This window comes from Tenacibaculum amylolyticum (assembly GCF_964511145.1).
GTDB classification, from domain to species: Bacteria; Bacteroidota; Bacteroidia; order Flavobacteriales; family Flavobacteriaceae; genus Polaribacter; species Polaribacter amylolyticum.
The window spans coordinates 50,348-70,875 of the sequence record NZ_CAZEFZ010000073.1; the positions used below are offsets into that span (position 1 = coordinate 50,348).

Sequence of the window (20,528 nt, forward strand, 5' to 3'; positions counted from 1 at the left end):
TTACTACTTCGCTACATTAACCGCTCTAGTTTCTCTGATCACCGTTACTTTTACTTGACCAGGATACGTCATATCATTTTGAATTTTTTGAGAGATATTAAATGATAACTCTGCTGCTTTTTCATCGTTTACTTTTGTGCTCTCTACCATTACACGAAGTTCTCTACCAGCTTGAATTGCGTACGCTTTTTGTACTCCGTTAAATCCAAATGCAATGTTTTCTAAATCCTTTAAACGTTGAATATAACTATCAAGTACTTGTCTACGCGCTCCTGGTCTCGCTCCAGAAATAGCATCACATACTTGTACAATTGGCGCAATCATCGTTTTCATTTCTATTTCATCATGGTGAGCTCCAATCGCATTACAAACATCTGCTTTCTCTCCGTATTTCTCAGCCCATTGCATTCCTAATAATGCGTGTGGTAATTCGCTCTCTGTTTCTGGTACTTTACCTATATCGTGTAATAAACCAGCTCTTTTTGCTGCTTTCGCGTTTAATCCCATTTCTGCAGCCATTAAACCACATAAATTAGCAACTTCCCTAGAGTGCTGTAATAAATTTTGCCCATAAGAAGAACGATACTTCATTCTACCTACAGTTTTTATCAATTCAGGATGTAAACCATGTATTCCTAATTCAATTACTGTACGCTTACCAACTTCAATAATTTCCTGATTGATTTGTTTTTCTGTTTTCTTTACAATCTCTTCAATTCTAGCAGGATGAATTCTACCATCAGTAACTAATTTGTGCATCGATAATCTTGCAATTTCACGACGTACTGGATCAAAACAAGAAAGAATAATAGCTTCTGGAGTATCATCTACTATAATTTCTACTCCTGTTGCAGCTTCCAGTGCTCTAATATTACGTCCTTCTCTACCAATAATACGTCCTTTAACATCATCAGACTCTAAATTGAATACAGAAACACAGTTTTCTATTGCTTGCTCTACCCCTACTCTTTGAATTGTATTTAAAACAACTTTTCTAGCTTCTTGTTGAGCAGTCATTTTAGCTTCTTCAATAGTTTCTTGGATAAAACTCATAGCATCTGTCTTAGCTTCTTCTTTTAAAGATGCAACTAATTCAGTTTTAGCTTCATCTGCAGAAAATCCTGAGATTTGCTCAAGCATATCTACATGACGCTTGTGAAGTTTTTCAATTTCAGACTCTCTTTTGTCTAAAAATTCTAGTTTATAATCTAACTCAGATGTTTTCTTTTCTAATGACTGAGATAGTTTTTTATTTTTATCTAATTCAGAAGAAACTCTAGATTCTTTATCTCTGATTCTTTTTTCAACATCAGACATTTTTTTCTCCCTAGATAAGATTACTTTTTCGTGCTCTGCTTTTAATTCAATAAACTTTTCTTTTGCTTGAAGAATTTTATCTTTTTTAATAGCTTCTGCCTCTACTTTTGCTTCTTTTACAATGTTCTGAGCCTCTTTATTTGTTTCTTTCAATAGCTTACTTGATCTAGCCCTCTCTAACATTTTTGCAATGATAAAACCAACTGCAATTCCTATAACTATTGTACCAACAAAAATTGGCCATCCTAATCCTTCCATAAAATGAATATATATTCTTATAATAAAAAAAGCCTACATTAGTAAGGTTTTATAAACTCCTGAAAAACAGGTTTAGAACTAACTGGCTGATCAAGAATCCGTAATACGGCGCGCTTTACTAACCAAGACTCATTCTTTTTAATTGAATAGTGTTGAGTTTATTAAACTTTATACTAATATAGGCAGTATTGTTAACTGTTATATAATGAACTTATTTTAAATGATATTCTAACAAATTTGTTAACTCATTTATTTTATTTGTTACTTCAATAGCTTCTTGCGATGCTTTTATTGTATTTATTTCCAATTTAGATGCAAATTGTAATGCACACATTGCTAAAACATCTTGCTTGTCTGCTACTGCATAGTTCTGTTCAAAATTTAAAATTAAATCATTAATATGTTTTGCTGCCTTTCGCATTCCCTCTTCTTCATCTTCTCCATTTACGATTAAAGGGTATGTTCTACCAGCGATTACAACATTAACTTTTAATTTTTCCATTCCTAAAAGAACTTCTCTATGCATTCAAGAGTGTGATACATTTATCTATCTCTCGAATTAAAGCATTTATTTTGAGTTTTGTATTTCTCGAATCCTTATTACTGCCTTCAATAGTTTTTGCAACTTTGAGCAAATCAAATTGTTTTTTTTGCTCTTGTAATTGTTCCTCCCTCTCACTTAACAAAATTTGTAATTTTCCGTTTTCTTGAAGCAATATGTCGTTTTCTTTTTTTAAGAACTCGTATTTACTAAGTAAATCTTTTAACCTAATTTCCAGTAAATGAATTGCTTCTGATGTGTTACTCATTTAATTGTGAGAATAAACTATTTCAACAAAATTAATAATCTCAATTAAGAATAACAACTCTTTGTTAAAATTTTCTTAACTTTTTAAAAATCAGCGCCCTAGATTTTTGGTATAATTTTAGTAATTTCGTTACTAAATTGTAGCACTTTGAAGTATTATTTTTCTTTATTTTTTATTGTATTTACCCTTATTAGTTTTTCTCAAGAAAAGTACCCAGAAAATTATTTTTCTCCTCCAATGGATATTCCTATTGTATATGCAGGAACTTTTGGTGAATTAAGAAGTAACCATTTCCATTCTGGTGTAGATTTAAAAACTCAAGGAAAAGAAGGTATTCCAATTATTGCAGCAGCAGATGGTTATGTTTCTAGGATAAAAGTTGGTCAATATGGCTTTGGTAAGGTTTTATATGTAAATCATCCTAATGGTTATACTACCGTTTACGCACATTTACAAAAATTTGCTCCCAAAATTCAGGAATATGTAAAAAGTATTCAATATAAAAAGGAAAGTTATTATACGGGGAATATATTTCCTAAACAGGATAAGTTTCGTGTAAAAAAAGGTGAGATTATAGCATATTCAGGTGATACTGGAAGTTCTTCTGCTCCTCATTTACACTATGAAATTAGAGATACTAAAACAGAAAATATTATAAATCCTATGTTTTTTGGACTCATTCCTGAAGATACTAAAAGCCCTATTATACAACGATTAATGGCTTTTCCTTTAGACAGAGATGCTCGTATAAATAATGCTAATAATAAAACTATAATTCCTATTACTAAATTAGAAAATGGTGATTATGCTGCCGAGCGTTTTTCTGCTTATGGAAAAATCGGATTGGGAATTAGTGTTTTTGATCGTCAAAATGCTGCCATGAATAAAAATGGTATTTACAGTTTAGAAATGAATGTAAATGGTAAAAGAGTATACTATCATGACGTGGAAACTTTTTCTTTTGCAGAAAGTAAATACATTAATTTACTTATAGATTACGAACATTATGCGAATTATAAAAAACGAGTACAAAAAACACATCGTGTTCCTAAAAACATCTTAAGTTTATATGAAGACCTAGTAGATGAAGGAAAAATTACTGTAAATCCATACCAAAATTATAATGTAGAAATTATAGCGAAAGATTATAAAGGAAATGCTTCTGCCATTAGAATTCCTATTAAAGGAGTTCCTAGTACTCCTATGTTCTCACAAAAAGATACTACTTCTTATAAAATTACTGCTTCAAATTTTCAAAAATTTGAGCAAGACAGCGTTAGTATTGCATTTCCAAAAAACACATTTTATCATGATTGTTTTTTAGATTTTAATGTTGAAAATGGCGTTGCAAAAATTCATGAACCTACAATTCCTTTAGATAAAAAGTTTACATTAACATTTTATACAGATCATTTATCTCCTACTGAAAAACAACAAGTATATATTGCTAATGTAACTAAACCTAAATACCCTAGATATGTTACTACTAAAAAGAAATCAGACAAAGTATACACCAATCAAAAAGTATTAGGTAATTATACCTTATTATTTGATAACAAAGCTCCTTCTGTTTCTTTAATTAATTTCTCTAATGGTAAAACTATAGGAAAACATAAATACCTTAAAGTTAAAATTAAAGATAAAGAATCTGGCATTAAAGATTTTAGAGCTACCATAGATGATGAATGGGTTTTAATGGAATACAATCATAAAAAAGGAATTTTAACCTACGATTTGTCAGATAAAAAATTGGTTGGTAGCAAACATATTTTTAAACTTGTAGTTTCTGATAATGTTGGAAATACTGAAACTGTTTCTTCAACGTTTTATCGTAAATAATAATATCATTTTGAAAAAACTCTTATTAGCCCTCCTATTTCCTTCGTTGATATTTGCTCAACAAATGTCTACTGTAAAAGGTAAAATTGTAAATAAATTTAATGATCCTATTGAAGGTGTTGCCATTTCTTATTTAGATAAAGGAACCACAACCGATGAAAATGGGAACTATCAATTTCAAATCCCAATTCGAAAAACAGTTCCTGTAACTTTTTCACATGTTTCTTATAAAACAATCTTCAAAAAATTTACCACTCGTGGTAAAAGAACGATTAACTTCTCTCCTACTTTGGTTATTAAAACTGAAGAATTAGAGGAAATCATTATTAAAAACCGAAAAAAAGAAGCACAGGGAGTTACCAAAATAGATTTACAAAAAGTAGAAACTGTTGTAGGACCTAATGCTGGTGTGGAAGCTGTGCTAATGACGCTACCTGGAGTAAGCAATAACAATGAATTAAGTACACAATATAATGTAAGAGGTGGAAACTTTGATGAAAACCTTGTTTATGTAAATGGTATAGAAGTCTACAGACCTTTTTTAATACGATCTGGTCAACAAGAAGGATTGAGCTTTATTAATCCACACCTTATTCAAAATATTGATTTCTCTGCTGGTGGATTCCAAGCAAAATATGGTGACAGACTTTCTTCTGTATTAGACATTACTTACAGAAAACCAACAAAAGCTGCGACACAAATAGATTTAAGTTTACTTGGAGGAAGTGCTACTACAGAAGGACTTTTATTCAATGATAAACTGAGTGCTATTCTCGGAGTTCGTTATAGAGATAATAGTTTATTTGTAAACTCTAAACAAACTGAAGTTAACTTTAGGCCAAACTTTACAGATGTTCAAACGTATTTATCTTATACTTTAAATGAAAAAGTTTCTATTGGTTTCTTAGGGAATTTCTCGCTAAACAACTACAATTATAAACCGTTAACTAGAAGAACACGTTTTGGAACTATTGCAAATCCTTTAGAGCTTATTGTATTTTATGACGGACAGGAAGCAGATACTTTTCAAACGTTATTTGGAGCGTTGTCTGTGGATTACCAAGCTACAGATGATTTAAAAATTACAGCTACAGCTTCGTCTTTTAATACACAAGAAGAAGAATATTTTGATATTGCTGCTATATACAATCTTGGAGAAGTAAATACCAATGCTGGTTCTGAAAATTTTGGTGAAGTAGAATTTGCACAAGGAATAGGTTCGCAGTTAAATCATGCTCGTAACGATTTAGATGCACTTATTAGTAATGTGCAACTTAGAGCAACATTAAAAGATAACGATAATGAATGGAGAGCTGGAGTACGATTTCAGACAGAAAATATAAAAGACCGAATTCGTGAATGGGAAGTAATAGATAGTGTTGGTTTTTCTGTAAGACCGCCACATCATAATATCAATAATAACCAACCTTACGAACCATTTACAGGACCTATACAGCCATTCCAAAGTGTAAGAGCTCAAAACGAAGTAGATATTAATCGTCTTTCTGGTTTTTTACAGTTTAGTAGAAAAACAACATGGAGCGATCATGAAGTTTGGTTTAATGCCGGTATTAGAGGGCAATATTGGTCTGTTAGTCCACAAGGCGGTTCCTCAAAAAGCCATGTTATTATTAGTCCAAGAGCACAATTTGCAATTAAACCCGACTGGAAAAAGGATATGTTATTCCGATTGTCTGGTGGATTTTATGCGCAACCTCCTTTTTATAAAGAGTTAAGAGGTTTTGATGGACAAATTAATCCTGAAGTTGAAGCTCAGAAATCTATTCATGCTGTATTAGGTAATGATTATAGTTTTAACTTATGGAATCGTCCTTTTAAATTAACTACAGAATTATACTACAAACATTTAACGGATGTTAATGCCTACTCTATAGATAATGTTAGAATTCGATATAGAGCTGATAATGTTACAGAAGCTTATGCTTATGGATTAGATGTTCGCTTGAATGGAGAGTTTGTTCCTGGTAGTGATAGTTGGGTAAGTTTTGGGTATTTAAAAACTGAAGAAAATATTGCTAATAGAGGCTATATTGCAAGACCTACTGATCAGCGTATTAAATTAGGTATTCTTTTTCAAGACTATGTTCCTAATTTACCAGATTTAAAAGCTTATTTAAACTTAGTGTATAATACAGGAGTTCCTGGTGGTGCACCTGCTTATGCAGATCCATATGATTTTCAAAATAGATTGGAAGATTATAGACGTGCAGATATTGGTGTTTCTTATGTGTTCGTAGATGCAAATAAGAAAGCAACTAACAAATTTTTAAATCAGTTTGAAGAATTAACCGCTGGTTTAGAATTGTTCAATATTTTTGACATTCGTAACTCTATTACAAACACATGGGTACGAGATGTTTATAGCAAGCAACAATTTGCCATTCCTAACTTTATGACAGGTAGAATTTTAAATTTTAAACTGAGAATGAAGTTTTAAATAATTATATTTAAAGGACTAATTTCAATAGGTTTTAAAAATTAATGGTAACTAAGTTTACTCCTGAAATCAATAAAATTTACTTGCTGGAAACCCATTCACTCTTTCATATATTAGAGGGAAAAGGGACAATTCAAGTAGATTTTAAGAATTATTTGAATTGGGATGATAAATTAATTTTTCTAGAGAAAGGACAGTATATAAAGTTTTCTTCGGACTCTTTTGTTGTTAGAAGAATTGATTTTGACAATCAACTTTTATTTAAAAGTCAGGATATAAGAATTCTATTTAAACACTTAGTTTCTTTAGGGTATATTAATTATTTAGACTGTAAAGATTGCCAGACTTACTTAACTAATACTATTTTTTCTTCTCCTAAAGATATTATTGATATATCTGTTAATCAATGGTATTGGCAAAACCCTTTTAATGCAGATAGAAAAGAATATCAAATTATTTTTGATGTAAAAGAGATTATTGATCAAGAGTTTAGGAATCATCTTTCCGTAACTGATTTGATAAAAAAAATAAGTGGTAAAAATCAAAACATCAATTATCTGTTAAAGAATAAGGTTGGGCTAACCATTAAAAAACTTGAAGTAAACAAACGTTTACTCGAAGATCAAAAGTTAATTGCTTTTACAGATAGCTCTATTAAACAAATAGCCTATGAACAGGGTTATAAAGATGTTGCTTATTTTAATAAAAACTTCAAGAAAAATACTGGAATTACACCTAGTGAATTTAGAGACCAAATAGGATTTCAAATGGATGATTGTTTTGAAAACGATCTTTTTCAATTAATCCAAGAATATCATACTTCGCAAAAGAAACTATCTTTCTATGCAGATAAATTGCATATAGCTGAAAAAACACTAACTAAAAAAGTACGTCAAAAGTTAAATGCTTCTGTAGGTCAGCTTATAAGATATGAGCTTATTAGAACTTCAAAAGAGCTTTTGTGTAAAGGAGAAAAAATAAAAAACGTAGCTTTCTTTTTAGGCTTTGAAGAAGCCAATCATTTCTCTTCATTTTTTAAACATTACACACAACTAACTCCATCTCAATTTTTAAAAAAGTACAATAGTTAGCGTCTTTTTTGTACCTCTTTTCCTCCATCCTCTTCTGATCTTTGTATCAACAAAATAACTCATTAAAAGTATTAAAAATGAATATTAAAGATCAAGTACAAAACATGGATGCATTGGTATCTCGAGGAGATATTGTAAATGCCGTAAAAACTTACTTCGCAGCAAATGCAACTACTTCAGATTATTCGAATACAACCACTAGTTCAAAAGAACAAATGGTAGAAAAAATGGAAGGGTTTCTTGGTGCAATCGCTAGCGTAAATGGAATTACACATCATAAATCTATTGTAGATGGAACTAATTCTGCTTCAGAGTTCACATTCGATTTCGATATGAAAGACGGTTCTAAAATTTATTGGCACGAAATCATTCAAAGAGAATGGAATGACCAAGGTTTAGTTATTAAAGAAACATATTTTAACGCAAATTAAAAGCATTCAATTATGAAATTTGTTACTAAAAGAATTCATGCATTTTTAGATTATCCAGTAGCTATAGCTTTAATGGTTTTACCATTCGTCATTGGATTAGGAAAAACAAACTCATTAGCCTTATGGTTTTCGGTAATAACTGGTATCGCTGCTTTTATACTAACACTTTTAACAAATCATCATTTAGGTCTTTTAAAAGTATTGCCTTATAAGTTTCATTTAACTGTAGATTTTATAGTTGGACTAACATTTATCTTACTTCCATTTGTATTCTCATTTCATGGTTTAGATGCATATTATTATTGGATAAATGGTGCTGCTGTTCTCTTAGTAGTAAGTGCTCACAAACCTCAAACAAATTCTTAAACCTTATATAAATTACAAAACATATATCATGAAAATTTTCAAATTAACACTCGTAATCACCTTATTTTTAACTTCATTAACTTCATTTAGTCAAGACAAAAAAGCTAACAATATAGATAATAGTAATATTGCGTTACAAGGCTACAGTCCTGTATCTTATTTAGATTTAAATTTAGCTCAAAGAGGAAACAAAAACCACAAATCAACCTATAAAGGAGTTGTTTATTATTTTACTTCAGAGGCGCAAAAAAATACTTTTGACAGCAATCCTAAAAAGTATTTACCACAGTATGGAGGTTATTGCGCTTTTGGTGCTTATGCTGGGGCTAAATTTAGAGTTGATCCTAATAAATTTCTTGTAATTAACGGTAAATATTATCTATTCTTAAATAATGTTGAGTTAGATGCTAAACAATTGTGGCTAAAAGAAAGGAATGATCAAAAACTTATTAGTGCAGCTAATAACAATTGGAAAAAATTAAAGAAAACGTACAATTAGTCTACTTAATTAAGTATAAAAATAAAAACCTTATTCAACTATGAATAAGGTTTTTTATGCTATCAATCTTGGCAAATTTCTATATAAAGTATGTCATAATATTTAAAAAAGGTCATTTCAAATTTTACTATCTTCATCTCACCAATCAATTCATAAACAATTTACTAATGAAACTACTTCAGTATACTGTCTTATTTCTAACTATATTTTTAATTGTAGGGTGTGAAAAATCAGGTGTAAATGAAACTGCACTTACTACTAATTGGAAATTTAAAAAACTCGGAGATACTGAATGGAAAAATGCTACGATACCCGGAACTGTGCATACTGATTTATTAGCCAATAAAGAAATCGAAGACCCTTTTTATAGATTAAATGAACATCAACTTCAGTGGATAGACAAAACAGATTGGGAATATCATACAACTTTTAACATTCCTAAAAAAGAACTTTCTAAATCACATATTGAGCTAGATTTTTTAGGTGTAGATACGTATTCTAAAATATACCTCAACGATTCTTTGATTCTGAAAACAGATAATATGTTTAGAAATTATTCTGTAGATATTAAAGCAATTGCAAAAGAACAGAACAATCAATTGCGTGTTGTTTTAGAATCGCCTATTAAAAAAGGGATTGAATTATACGACGCAACTCCTTTCAATATTCCTGTTTCAGGAAATGATTTATCTGAAATTGGTAAAGTTGAAGGCAATAAAAAAGTGAGCATTTTTTTACGTAAAGCAGGCTATCATTTTGGTTGGGATTGGGGACCACGATTAGTTACTTCAGGAATTTGGCGTCCTGTAATTTTAAAAAGTTGGAGAGCATTTAAAATAGACGATGTATTTATTCGTCAGAAAAAGTTAGGAGAAAAAGCAGAGTTAACCGCTCAAATAACATTACAAGCATCAAACAAAATATCTAAGAGTACTATTGAAGTATATGTAGATGATCAACTCATAAAAACTGAAAAGCAACAATTACAATCTGGTATAAATACACTTTCAATTCCTTTTTCTATTGAAAATCCTGAATTATGGTGGCCAAATGGTATGGGAAATCAGAAACTATATACCGTTTCGGTAAAAGTCACAGATGGCGGGCATACAGATAACAAATCTCACAGAATAGGTTTACGTACTGTAGAATTAATTACAGAAAAAGACACTATTGGAAATTCTTTCTATTTTAAAGTAAATAGTATTCCTACTTTTATGAAAGGTGCTAATTATATTCCTCAAGATGTATTTCTTACACGTCCAAATAGTGCAAATTATAAGCATATTCTTAATTCAGCAAAAGAAGCTAATATGAATATGCTTCGTGTTTGGGGTGGTGGTATTTACGAAAATGAAGAATTTTATCAACTTTGTGATGAAATGGGAATATTAGTTTGGCAAGATTTTATGTTTGCCTGCGCTATGTTTCCAGGTGATAAAAGCTTTTTAAAGAATGTAAGGCAAGAAGCTATTGACAATGTAAAGCGATTACGTAATCATACATCTATTGCTTTATGGTGTGGTAATAATGAAATTCTATCGGCATGGGAACGTTGGGGCTGGAAGCAAAATGTAATTAAAGAGCAATCTGAAGCTATAGCAGATACTATTTGGAAAGCTTATACAGATGTTTTTCACAAAGTTTTACCTGAAGTTGTGCAGGCATATGATCCCGATACAAGATATTGGGCTTCTTCTCCTAGCAGCTCATTAGGAGTGGCTGAATCACATGATTCTGGAGATGCTCATTATTGGGGTGTTTGGTGGGGTAAAGAACCTTTTGAGAATTATAATGTAAAAATTCCAAGATTCATGTCTGAGTTTGGTTTTCAATCTTTTCCTGAACTTGCTTCAGTCAATAAATACACTATTCCAGAAGATCATGATATTTTTTCTGAAGTAATGAAGTCTCATCAACGCTCTAGCATTGGTAACGGTACTATTGAAGAATATATGCTACGTCATTATAAGAAGCCTAAAGATTTTCCTAGTTTTTTATATGTAAGTCATTTATTACAGGCCTATGGAATTACTACAGGAATTGAAGCTCATAGAAAAAATAGAGATCGTTGTATGGGATCTCTGTACTGGCAAATTAATGATTGTTGGCCAGTAGCTTCATGGTCTGGTATTGATTATTACGGAAAATGGAAAGCCTTACATTACGGAGTAAAAAAGTCTTTTAAGAAAACAATTGTTAGTTTTAACAAAGGAGAAGATTCTTTAGGTATATATATAGCAACAGATTCTTTAAAAAATTATAATGCAAGCTTGTCTGTAAAACTTTTCAATTTTGATGGAAAAGAACTTCATAATTGGCATAAAGATGTTTTGATTAAAGGAAATACTTCTGAAGAATATATGACTATTTCTAAAGAAGAATTACAACAATTTACCTCGCAATTTGATACTGTTTTCTTACAAGCTAAACTTACTTCAGAAAAACAACTTATAGCTGAAAAATTACATTTTCTGGTTCCTTTCAAAGAGTTAAAACTACCTAATCCTGAATTGACTTTTAGTGTTTCTGAAAATGAAGACAATTATTTAGTAACTCTTAAAAATAAGAAAATGGCTATTGGAGTTTTTATAGGAGGTAATTTTGATCTTAATTTTTCTGACAACTATTTTGATATGACTCCTAATTCAGAAAAAACAATTTATATACCTAAAGGTAATATCCCTACACTTGAAGAATTTAAGAATAAACTCAACATCATCAGCTTAATTGACAGTTATAATTCTACAACATTATAAAAACAAAAACCTCCAAAATCTTGGAGGTTTTCTATTTATAAACTTATTATGAAATTATTATTTGATAATTATTTTTTTGTCTTTCATTCCATTTGTTGTAGCAATACGAACAATAAATACTCCTGTAGCTATCGTATCTGGCAATTCAATACTATTTTTTCCTATTCCTTTATAATTCTTTGTAAATATCTCTGCTCCTAAAGTAGTATATAAACTCATTTTAAAGTCTTCATTTTGTATTCCTTCTACAACTAGCGAAGCATCTGTATTGTAAATTTTAATATCGCTTAAGGAGAAGCTAGGTGTGTTTAATGTATTGGCTGAAGTATGTATATAAAATCTTCCCACTCCGTTTATTGTCTCCGAAAGTTTAACTCTATAGTTATCTGTAGTATTTATTTCGGTAAACTTATTCAATTTTCTATCTTCTAAAAGTATTTCTACTCCTTCAGGTAAATTGATCTTTTTAGCACTAAACTCAAGCTCAGTATTTGCAACCGCCTTTACTCCTATTGGAATTACTTTTGTACCTAATGCTTTTTTAGGTAATGATTGATACGTAAAGTTCTCATTTTTGTTATTTTCAACTAAATGTGTAAACACATCTATTTTAGTTCCTTCAAAGTTTCCTAAATCATACGCTGGATCCAACCCTAAAGTAGCATTGTTCATATAAGCAATAGTAGTATTCACTTTTATAGCTTCTGCACTTACATATAATTCTATTTTTGAGGTTTCATCTATATCTCTATTAAAAACACCTCCATTTTTTTGTACGGTTCTTAATGATTCTTTAAAAACTACACTATTTACTCCAGTTGTAGTTCTAATAAAAAAACCTTGTCCTGGTGCTAAAGATTTAGCAGCACTTACTAAAGAATTTGCCACATATTTATTTTGAGCATTATCCCATATATAAACACCTACGTAAGTTGGGTCGAAGCTAGCTAAGTTGTCTTGAATAAAATTTACTCCTCCATTATCATTTACAGGGACATAAGCTGTATACGGATTTCCTACAGCATTCCATTGAGAAGGAACAACATTTTTATTTACATCTATTGTTGCTATGGTTCCAGTAAATGTTACTACTCCGTCTGTAGCCCTAGAAATAATATAACTTCTACCTTTTTCAAAGGTTAGTATATTACTTGCCAAATCTGTAGTTGTATAATACACCCATTTAGAACCTGCGAGATTACTATCATCATAATAACCAACCGCATATCTATTTGGTGTTACTGTAGTATTTATGCGAATATTATTCATCGGGTTTTCAACAAAATCTTTAATACTTTGTCCTTCAACAGGTGCTGTAACAATACTCCATTTATTCGCTAACAAACCTCCTCTTTCATATATGATTGTTCCATTAGCTGTGCCTTTTACAAGAAATGCTCCACTTTCATTTGCTGCAGAAGTAATTGTTACTGTACCACTATTGTCAAAATTACCCGCTACAATTGCTGCTCCATCTTCTGAAACTTGAAAACTTCCATTTGTTGCTACAGTTATATCATGCATTTCTGCTACTAATCCTGAAGTAATGTTTGGTGTATTGGCACTGTTAGTTATTAATACATTATTTGTTGTTAACGGGTTTACATCTCCGCTCCAGTTTGTGGCTAAATTCCATGTTGTATTAGTATCTCCATCCCAAACAGACTGGTTAAATTTTGTATGTATATAAAACCTACCTATACCATCTTCATTGCTAGCTAATGTTACCGCATATGTTGTGGTTCCGTCTAAAATTGTATAATTTCCTGTTGTTCTATCTTCTAAAAGAACCTGTAATCCACTTGGCAAATTTGAGTTATTCGCATTAAAAACAACATCATTTCCTGCACTAGCTTTTAATCCTACAGGTACAATCATTGTTTCATAATTTGAATCTGGTAATGACTGATAGGTAAAATCTTGCGTTGATGAACCATCTACCAAATGTGTAAAAAGATCGAAGCTAGCACCTCCAAAGTTCCCTACATCAAAGCCTGGGTCTAAACCTAAAGTAGCTCCATTACGATAACCAATTGTAGTTGTTACTGTAATTCCTCCTGAGCTTGCTTCCAATTCTATTGTTGGAACTGTTAATAATCTTCCTTGCTGAAATCCTTGCGTTAATATTATTCCATTATTAGAAATCGTATTTCCTATAGGTTGACCAACAGTATGATTTAAAGTTACAGTTGCATTTGAAATTGTATTTCCTCCTGTACTAATTGCTGCTCTTACAATAGACTGTCCGTTCACTGAAAAAGCAATTAATAATCCTGTTATAATTGGAAGTATATTTTTTTTCATATTCTTTCTTGTATTGGATAATAAGAATTATGTAATGGTAAAAATAGTCATTCAAACTTTATAGTCTTGTAATCATATAGCCACTAAAACCACTTTCAGATTGAATGCTCCAACTTGTATCTTCACTTGAGTAAGCAACGGCTACTACTTGTTGTCCTTTTGTTAACTTTAATACACCACTTACATTCAATGTATAAAAATTGGTATTTGCACTACCTTGAAAAATAGCGTGCATTCCATTCTCTAAACTTAACTGATCTTTTATTCCCACTAACAATCTTGCAAAACCAGAGTTAATTCCATCAAAACGAACTTGCGCAGAAAAGAAATACAAACCATTTTCTGGAGCTGTAAATATTCCTGTTGTTTCATTAAAGTGATTTCCATTATCATGCAAATTTCCTACAGAAGCATCACTTGTTCTCCAAGAAGGAATATCTAAAAAGCTCCCTGCGCCAGAAAGCACTAAAGTTCCTGATAAATCAGCAGAAAAGCTTGGTAAATTATTTACTGTTAAAGCATTTGTTGTTACCGAACTTGTAGAGATTTCTGATGACCACTGTGATCCTTCTGCTCCATCGCTTGTTAATACTTGTCCTGAAGTTCCTCCTGTTGGCAATTCTATTTCATTTGTTGGGTCGTTATCCGCATCATTAACTGCATCATTTACCCAACTATATACTCCACTTCCATTTGTGCGTAATACTTGACCATTTGTACCTCCTACTGGTAATTCAATCTCATTTGTTGGGTCGTTATCTGCATCATTAACAGCATCATTTGCCCAACTATACACTCCGCTTCCGTTTGTACGTAATACCTGACCATTTGTACCTCCTGCTGGTAATTCAATCTCGTTTGTTGGATCGCTATCCGCATCATTAACAGCATCATTTACCCAACTATATATTCCACTTCCATTTGTACGTAATATTTGACCATTTGTACCTCCTACTGGCAAACTTCCTACCGAATTAACTGTAGTCCAAGATACGTTTCCAGCACCGTCTGTACTCATTACTTGATTTGCTGAGCCATCTTGTGCTGGAAATGTGTATCCTCTTCCCCCACTTGTATTGTCTGCATCAATAGTTAATTGACCATTTAAAGTTGTATTTCCATTTTTAAGCATTACCAAAGCATTACTTTGCTTAGCTAAAGTTCCGTTTCCAATTACTAAAAGAGGATCAGTAGTTATAAAACGATGATCACTTGCTGTAATTGGTAAATTATTAATTCCTAAAGATATTTGTGAACGTGAACTTGTAGATACATTATCTCCTATTGCAATTGAGGCAACACCCGCTACAGTATTAGAACCTCCAATAGCAATGGCTCCTAAAGTAGTAGTTGTATTACTTGATCCTATTGCTACAGAATTTGCTCCTGAAGCATTATGATATCTTCCTAAAGCAATTGCTTCAGTACCACTAGCTACACTTCCTATTCCTGCTGCAAAAGAAGCGTATCCTATATTGGTATTATCCCATTGATTTCCTACACCTCCGTCTTCTAAATCATCTATAGTTGCCCCAACACGAAAGGCCGCTTTACTTTTATCAAAAAACATACGGCTATCATCATTATTTGTCGTTGAATTGTTATTTAATTGTGTACTTCCAAATACAAAATCATCTGTAACAATATCTCCTGAAGCATTGCTTGTTATATTATTTGTTGTAGTAAATGCTCCTTCTGATGATGCATTTATCCAAGATACATTTCCAGACCCATCTGTACTCATTATTTGATTTGCCGCCCCATCTTGTTCAGGCAAGGTATATGAAGTTCCCGAACCTTTATTATCACCATCAATAGTTAATGAACCATTTAAAGTAGTATTTCCATTTCGCAACATTACTAAAGCATTACTACGTGTTCCTGTACCTGTTCCATTACCAATTACGAAATAAGGATCTGTTAATGAAAAACCTCCAGTACTTGGCACTGTAGCTTCATTATATAATCCTAGAACCATTTGTCCTCTTCTATTAGCTATAAGATTGTACCCTAAAGCATATGTATTTCCAACACTTATAGTATTACTGCTTCCAAAAGCAAAACCTAACACTTCTCTAGATGTTGCATTAAAAATATTGGAATTTCCAAAAGCATACGAAGAAGACATGCTATCAAACTTATTTGAAGCTCCTATCGCTATAGCATTATCTGAATTCGCTTCAATAGTATTTGTATTACCAATGGAAATACTACTGTTTGCTCTAGCGATACCTCCTCTACCAATAGCTATAGAAGCAAAACCAAGATTAGTATCATTCCATTCTTGACCTGCAGTTGGTCCTCCTTCTGCGCTATCATCTAGAAACCCTACTCGAAACGCTGCTTTATCTTTATTAAAGAAAAAACGAGCGTTATCACTTCTATCGTTAGGTATGTTATCTAACTGTGTACTTCCAAATACAAAATTGTCATTTGCAATATCCCCAGCGGCATTGCTAGTTATATTACTTGCTGTAGAAAATGCGCCTTCTGATGCATTTACCCAGGATATATTTCCAGTACCATCTGTACTCATTATTTGATTAGCAGCTCCATCTTGCGCTGGTAATGTATATGATCTTCCAGCTCCGTTTACATTGTCTCCATCAATAGTCAATGTTCCGTTTAGATTTGTATTTCCGTTTTTACGAATTACTAAAGCATCACTTTTATTATCAAAAGTTCCATTTCCAAGTACAAGTAAACGATCTTCTGGATATCTTAACACATTACTATCTGCTTGTGATCCTGAATTTGGTGTATTGTTATGCCCCAATGTAATTTGACTTCTTGTTTCAGAAGTTAAATGTTCCCCATGTGCGAAAGCGTAGTTACCTGTAACCCTGTTTTGATCTCCAAATGCCACTCCATTAGAGGCTCTTACTATAAGATTAGAACCTGAAGCAAAACCGTTAAAACCATCTGTTACAATATTCTGGTATCCAAATGCTGCAGAACCTATTCCTAAATTGACTTCATCCCAAGAATTATCGTTAGATGTACCTGATCTAAAAGCTCCTTTGCTTTTATCAAAAAAGAATCTACGATCGTCATCATTCGTTCTATTATCACTTGCCAATTGTGTACTACCAAATACAAAATCGTCAGTAGTTATATTTCCAGATGAATTACTCGTTATGTTATTAATTGTACTGAATGTTTTATCTCCACTTTTAGCTGCATAATTTGCATAGGGAACATTTTGTAACTGAGAAGCTCCTATTACCATATAGTTTGTCCCTCCTGTAGTATCTATTCCGGTTTCTAACCAGTGATTCTGAGTACTCCAATCAATATTTGTAAAAGGTGTAGTTGTAGTTCCTGTACCTACTGACAATGACAATACTCCTTGTCCGTTTGTAGCTACCGTGTGTGTTTCTGTATAAATAACAGTTCCACTACTGGTTGGATTTCCTTCATAAATTTTTATTTGTACTCCTACCGATTGGTTTGCTACTACAGCTCCAGTAACATCTCTTACAGCTGCCTGATAATTAAACTCTTGCCCTGATACTTTAAAAGCCATTAAAGACAAAATAAAAAAGCTAATTACTTTTAGTTCCCTCATAATTATGTGTGTTTTCTATTTATTGTACAGGCAAATAGTAAAGTACCCTAGTTTTATTTGAAAAAATTATTCACTGAGTTTTACTTGAACATAAAGAGGAAGTTTGATGTAAAGAGTATCTTAAGTTTTACCTTTGTTTTTACTAGCACACGAAAAATTAATTTAATATTCTTACTAATGAAAAATTCTATAAAAAATATATTACTAGAGTCTCTTAAAGCAGCTGAAAAAACACTCGAAGCTGATTTAAATAAAGACGAAGATTCTAAAAAAGTAACACAGTATATCTTACATTTTTTTAAATTTTTAGGAATTGACATTATTGAAAAACTAGTTAATGAAGGAAAAGTCTATATTCAGCATCAAGTACATGAAGGAATTCATAAAGCTACTATTGTAGTATCCAAAGTAGTTTCATCTTTAATTACCTTATTAACTGGGTTTCTAATTATTTGTGTTGGTTTAATTTTTGGTGCTGTGGCTTTTTCCTTATGGATTGGAAGTTTAATAGGTAGTAATGCTCTAGGATTTCTAATTGCTGGTGGACTATGGATTATCGTTGCTTTAATCGCCGTTAAAATATTATTTAATAAGAAACGTCTGGAAAAAATAATTTCTGAGAAGATAAAGTATTAAACGTATTTTAGTTTAACTGAAATAAATTCAGAGTACTATTTTTATTTAATAATCTAAATTTTGTTTAAAGAAAATTATTCATAACGAAATGAAAAATGATTTTACTCGAAGTGACGCAATTTATTTTAATATAGAGGATTCATCATATTAAATATGTCAAATTTCTACACTAGATTTTAAATTTGTCTAAAGTTTCAAACTAAAAAAAGAGCTAGAAAATACTCTCTAACTCTTGTTTAATATTCAATAAACTTTGTTAAAATCCATCTCCTGGTGGTTCTGGACTTGCTGCTTGCGCATTTTTGGGGATTAGTAATAAGTATGTTCCTAAAGCAGTTAAAGCAGTATACTTACCATAATTGCCTATTTTTTGTAAAGCTTCTTTCCTATTAATTTTCTCTTTGTTATCCTTGTCTATTTTCATAATGAAAGCCTTATTTATTAAATACAATTTTTTTACTCGTTATTCCTGCTGTCCCTTCTACTCTTACAATATAGATTCCAGTTTCTAAAACATCTGGAGTTATTTTATTCATTGTATCTCCAACAATTTTGCTACTGTATATTTCACTTCCTAAAACAGAGTATAGTTTCACAATTGCTACTTCTCCTTGCTCTAATCCTTTTATTGTTACTTCTTGGTTTCCAGATTTGAATATTTCAACTGTGCCATTTACACTAGCTACATCTTCTATATCTAATACCTTTGCTGATGTATGTATATAGAATCTTCCTATTCCAGTTAGTTTTGAAGTCGTTGTAAAACTGTATGAGCTTCCTGCTCCAATTTCTGTAAAATCTCCTGTTGCTCTATCTTCAATATACACCTTTACCTCAGACGGTAAAGCAATTGTATTTATAGATAGTTTTATTTCTTTATCTGCTTCAGAAATAAATCCTAACGGAATTACTGTGGTATCAAAATCTGAATTTGGTAACGACTGAATTGTAAAGTCTTTGTTTTCTGGACTCTCTACTAAATGTGTAAACACATCAAAAGTATTGCCTCCAAAGTTTCCTATGTCGTATCCAGCATCTAAGCCTTTGGTTGTATTGGCTACATACTTAATGTTTGTATCTACTGCTACACCGCCTTGCTCTGCTATAATTTGAATTGTTGGTATTTCTGAATTAGTTCCTCTTGAGAATGCAGCTACTTCTGCTCCATTATGTAAACGTTGCTCTTCACTAAAATCCATTGTGGTAACTCCTGTTCCTGTTTTTACAAAGAATCCTTGTCCTACTGTTAAAGAAGTTACTGCGCTTACTAATGTTTTTGCTACATATTTATTTTGATCGTTATCCCAAACATACACTCCAACATAAGCAGGGTCGAACTTACTTAGGTTTTCCTGAATAAAGTTTACATCTGAATTATTATTGATTGGTAAATATGCAGTATATGGACTTCCAATAGCATTCCATTGCTCTGCTGCTACTCCAACGGAAAGGTCGTTTGTTTGTAAAGTTCCTGTAAATGTTACTGATCCATTGGTTTCTCTTGAAACAATATAACTTTTACCTTCTTCAAATGTAACTGTATCACTTGCTAAATCATCTACTGTATAATATACCCATTTAGTCCCATCTGCTCTGCTATCATCATAATGTCCCACTGCATATCTATTTGGTGTAACTGTAGTATTTATACGAATATCATTTGCTGAATTTTCTACAAATTGTTTCACACTTTGCCCTGAAACTGGCGCCGTAACCATACTCCATTTATTAGCTTCTAAGCCTGAACGTTCAAAAGTAACCATTCCATTTGCAGTACCTTTTACTATAAATGTACCACTAGTAGTTGCTGATGATTGTATGTTTATTGTTTCTGTAGTACTAAAATTTCCATTTACAACTACTGTTCCTCCATCAGATATATCAAAACTTCCTAAAGCTTCAATTGTCAAATCATTTATTTCTGCCATAACTCCTGAACTAATTACAGGTTGATTGGCTACATTTGGAATCGTTATATTATTACTATTAGAAGGCGTTTGATTATAAGACCAATTTCCATTTGTAATCCAGTTGGAATCTGTAGCTCCCGTCCATGTAAATGTGTTACAATCTTCGCTATAATTTGTAGCACTGTCTTTATCCCAACTTCCATAGTTTCCTGTACCAGCGATTTCCATGATAAAAACAAGTAAAAAGCAATAAAATTTAAGCTATAGTTTTGACATAAGGTTT

The 20,528-nt window shown here is 31.7% G+C and carries 15 protein-coding genes and 1 other RNA gene; 8 read left to right on the plus strand and 8 right to left on the minus strand.

The window, feature by feature from the left end; translation table 11 throughout:
* Nucleotides 1-3 precede the first annotated feature (3 nt).
* The 4 genes from rny to ACKTTC_RS17740 form a co-directional block, all read right to left on the minus strand.
* Complete coding sequence (rny, locus tag ACKTTC_RS17725; protein WP_408041196.1) at nt 4-1,575, minus strand: ribonuclease Y; 1,572 nt, start codon at nt 1,573-1,575, stop codon at nt 4-6.
* 53 nt (nt 1,576-1,628) lie between these two features.
* A non-coding RNA gene (gene ssrS, locus ACKTTC_RS17730) (6S RNA) lies at nt 1,629-1,733 on the minus strand.
* A gap of 53 nt (nt 1,734-1,786) precedes the next feature.
* Nucleotides 1,787-2,077: a cell division protein ZapA gene (locus ACKTTC_RS17735; protein ID WP_408041197.1), complete on the minus strand. Its 291-nt coding sequence runs from the start codon at nt 2,075-2,077 to the stop codon at nt 1,787-1,789.
* 16 nt (nt 2,078-2,093) lie between these two features.
* The gene (locus tag ACKTTC_RS17740) at nt 2,094-2,384 is read right to left on the minus strand and encodes a hypothetical protein (RefSeq protein WP_408041198.1); all 291 of its coding nucleotides are present in this window, start codon (nt 2,382-2,384) and stop codon (nt 2,094-2,096) included.
* A 147-nt stretch (nt 2,385-2,531) separates the two neighbouring features.
* Between ACKTTC_RS17740 and ACKTTC_RS17745 the strand changes: the two genes are divergently transcribed.
* The 7 genes from ACKTTC_RS17745 (at nt 2,532) to ACKTTC_RS17775 (ending at nt 11,827) form a co-directional block, all read left to right on the plus strand.
* A complete protein-coding gene (locus ACKTTC_RS17745; RefSeq protein ID WP_408041199.1) occupies nt 2,532-4,223 on the plus strand; it encodes a M23 family metallopeptidase in 1,692 nt (563 codons plus the stop codon).
* Between the two features lie 64 nt (nt 4,224-4,287).
* Nucleotides 4,288-6,681, plus strand: coding sequence for a TonB-dependent receptor (locus ACKTTC_RS17750; RefSeq protein ID WP_408041200.1), 2,394 nt, complete (start codon nt 4,288-4,290; stop codon nt 6,679-6,681).
* Between the two features lie 44 nt (nt 6,682-6,725).
* On the plus strand, nt 6,726-7,772 hold the full coding sequence (locus ACKTTC_RS17755; protein WP_408041201.1) for a helix-turn-helix domain-containing protein: 1,047 nt from the start codon (nt 6,726-6,728) through the stop codon (nt 7,770-7,772).
* 77 nt (nt 7,773-7,849) lie between these two features.
* On the plus strand, nt 7,850-8,203 hold the full coding sequence (locus ACKTTC_RS17760; RefSeq protein WP_408041202.1) for a hypothetical protein: 354 nt from the start codon (nt 7,850-7,852) through the stop codon (nt 8,201-8,203).
* A gap of 12 nt (nt 8,204-8,215) precedes the next feature.
* The gene (locus ACKTTC_RS17765) at nt 8,216-8,569 is read left to right on the plus strand and encodes an SPW repeat domain-containing protein (protein ID WP_408041203.1); all 354 of its coding nucleotides are present in this window, start codon (nt 8,216-8,218) and stop codon (nt 8,567-8,569) included.
* 28 nt (nt 8,570-8,597) lie between these two features.
* Nucleotides 8,598-9,068 carry a YHS domain-containing (seleno)protein gene (locus tag ACKTTC_RS17770; protein ID WP_408041204.1) on the plus strand — a complete coding sequence of 157 codons (471 nt, stop codon included), beginning with the start codon at nt 8,598-8,600 and terminating at the stop codon, nt 9,066-9,068.
* A gap of 167 nt (nt 9,069-9,235) precedes the next feature.
* On the plus strand, nt 9,236-11,827 hold the full coding sequence (locus tag ACKTTC_RS17775) for a beta-mannosidase (RefSeq protein WP_408041205.1): 2,592 nt from the start codon (nt 9,236-9,238) through the stop codon (nt 11,825-11,827).
* 57 nt (nt 11,828-11,884) lie between these two features.
* On the opposite strand, the gene ACKTTC_RS17780 is transcribed toward ACKTTC_RS17775, so the two are convergent.
* Nucleotides 11,885-14,131: a T9SS type A sorting domain-containing protein gene (locus ACKTTC_RS17780; RefSeq protein WP_408041206.1), complete on the minus strand. Its 2,247-nt coding sequence runs from the start codon at nt 14,129-14,131 to the stop codon at nt 11,885-11,887.
* Nucleotides 14,132-14,189: 58 nt separating this feature from the next.
* Nucleotides 14,190-17,699, minus strand: coding sequence for a C1q-like domain-containing protein (locus ACKTTC_RS17785; RefSeq protein WP_408041207.1), 3,510 nt, complete (start codon nt 17,697-17,699; stop codon nt 14,190-14,192).
* Between the two features lie 177 nt (nt 17,700-17,876).
* On the opposite strand from ACKTTC_RS17785, the gene ACKTTC_RS17790 reads away from it, so the two are divergent.
* A complete protein-coding gene (locus ACKTTC_RS17790; RefSeq protein ID WP_408041208.1) occupies nt 17,877-18,335 on the plus strand; it encodes a hypothetical protein in 459 nt (152 codons plus the stop codon).
* 256 nt (nt 18,336-18,591) lie between these two features.
* Here the strand turns inward: ACKTTC_RS17790 and ACKTTC_RS17795 are convergent, their stop codons facing one another.
* A complete protein-coding gene (locus tag ACKTTC_RS17795; protein ID WP_408041209.1) occupies nt 18,592-18,759 on the minus strand; it encodes a hypothetical protein in 168 nt (55 codons plus the stop codon).
* 10 nt (nt 18,760-18,769) lie between these two features.
* The gene (locus tag ACKTTC_RS17800; protein WP_408041210.1) at nt 18,770-20,473 is read right to left on the minus strand and encodes a T9SS type A sorting domain-containing protein; all 1,704 of its coding nucleotides are present in this window, start codon (nt 20,471-20,473) and stop codon (nt 18,770-18,772) included.
* Between the last annotated feature and the right edge of the window lie 55 nt (nt 20,474-20,528).

Bases quoted from the DNA above. Each gene is read 5' to 3' on its own strand.
- rny (WP_408041196.1), bottom strand. From the start codon at position 1,575: ATGGAAGGATTAGGATGGCCAATTTTTGTTGGTACAATAGTTATAGGA.
- ACKTTC_RS17735 (WP_408041197.1), bottom strand. From the start codon at position 2,077: ATGGAAAAATTAAAAGTTAATGTTGTAATCGCTGGTAGAACATACCCT.
- ACKTTC_RS17740 (WP_408041198.1), bottom strand. From the start codon at position 2,384: ATGAGTAACACATCAGAAGCAATTCATTTACTGGAAATTAGGTTAAAA.
- ACKTTC_RS17750 (WP_408041200.1), top strand. From the start codon at position 4,288: ATGTCTACTGTAAAAGGTAAAATTGTAAATAAATTTAATGATCCTATT.
- ACKTTC_RS17755 (WP_408041201.1), top strand. From the start codon at position 6,726: ATGGTAACTAAGTTTACTCCTGAAATCAATAAAATTTACTTGCTGGAA.
- ACKTTC_RS17760 (WP_408041202.1), top strand. From the start codon at position 7,850: ATGAATATTAAAGATCAAGTACAAAACATGGATGCATTGGTATCTCGA.
- ACKTTC_RS17765 (WP_408041203.1), top strand. From the start codon at position 8,216: ATGAAATTTGTTACTAAAAGAATTCATGCATTTTTAGATTATCCAGTA.
- ACKTTC_RS17770 (WP_408041204.1), top strand. From the start codon at position 8,598: ATGAAAATTTTCAAATTAACACTCGTAATCACCTTATTTTTAACTTCA.
- ACKTTC_RS17775 (WP_408041205.1), top strand. From the start codon at position 9,236: ATGAAACTACTTCAGTATACTGTCTTATTTCTAACTATATTTTTAATT.
- ACKTTC_RS17780 (WP_408041206.1), bottom strand. From the start codon at position 14,131: ATGAAAAAAAATATACTTCCAATTATAACAGGATTATTAATTGCTTTT.
- ACKTTC_RS17785 (WP_408041207.1), bottom strand. From the start codon at position 17,699: ATGAGGGAACTAAAAGTAATTAGCTTTTTTATTTTGTCTTTAATGGCT.
- ACKTTC_RS17790 (WP_408041208.1), top strand. From the start codon at position 17,877: ATGAAAAATTCTATAAAAAATATATTACTAGAGTCTCTTAAAGCAGCT.
- ACKTTC_RS17795 (WP_408041209.1), bottom strand. From the start codon at position 18,759: ATGAAAATAGACAAGGATAACAAAGAGAAAATTAATAGGAAAGAAGCT.
- ACKTTC_RS17800 (WP_408041210.1), bottom strand. From the start codon at position 20,473: ATGGAAATCGCTGGTACAGGAAACTATGGAAGTTGGGATAAAGACAGT.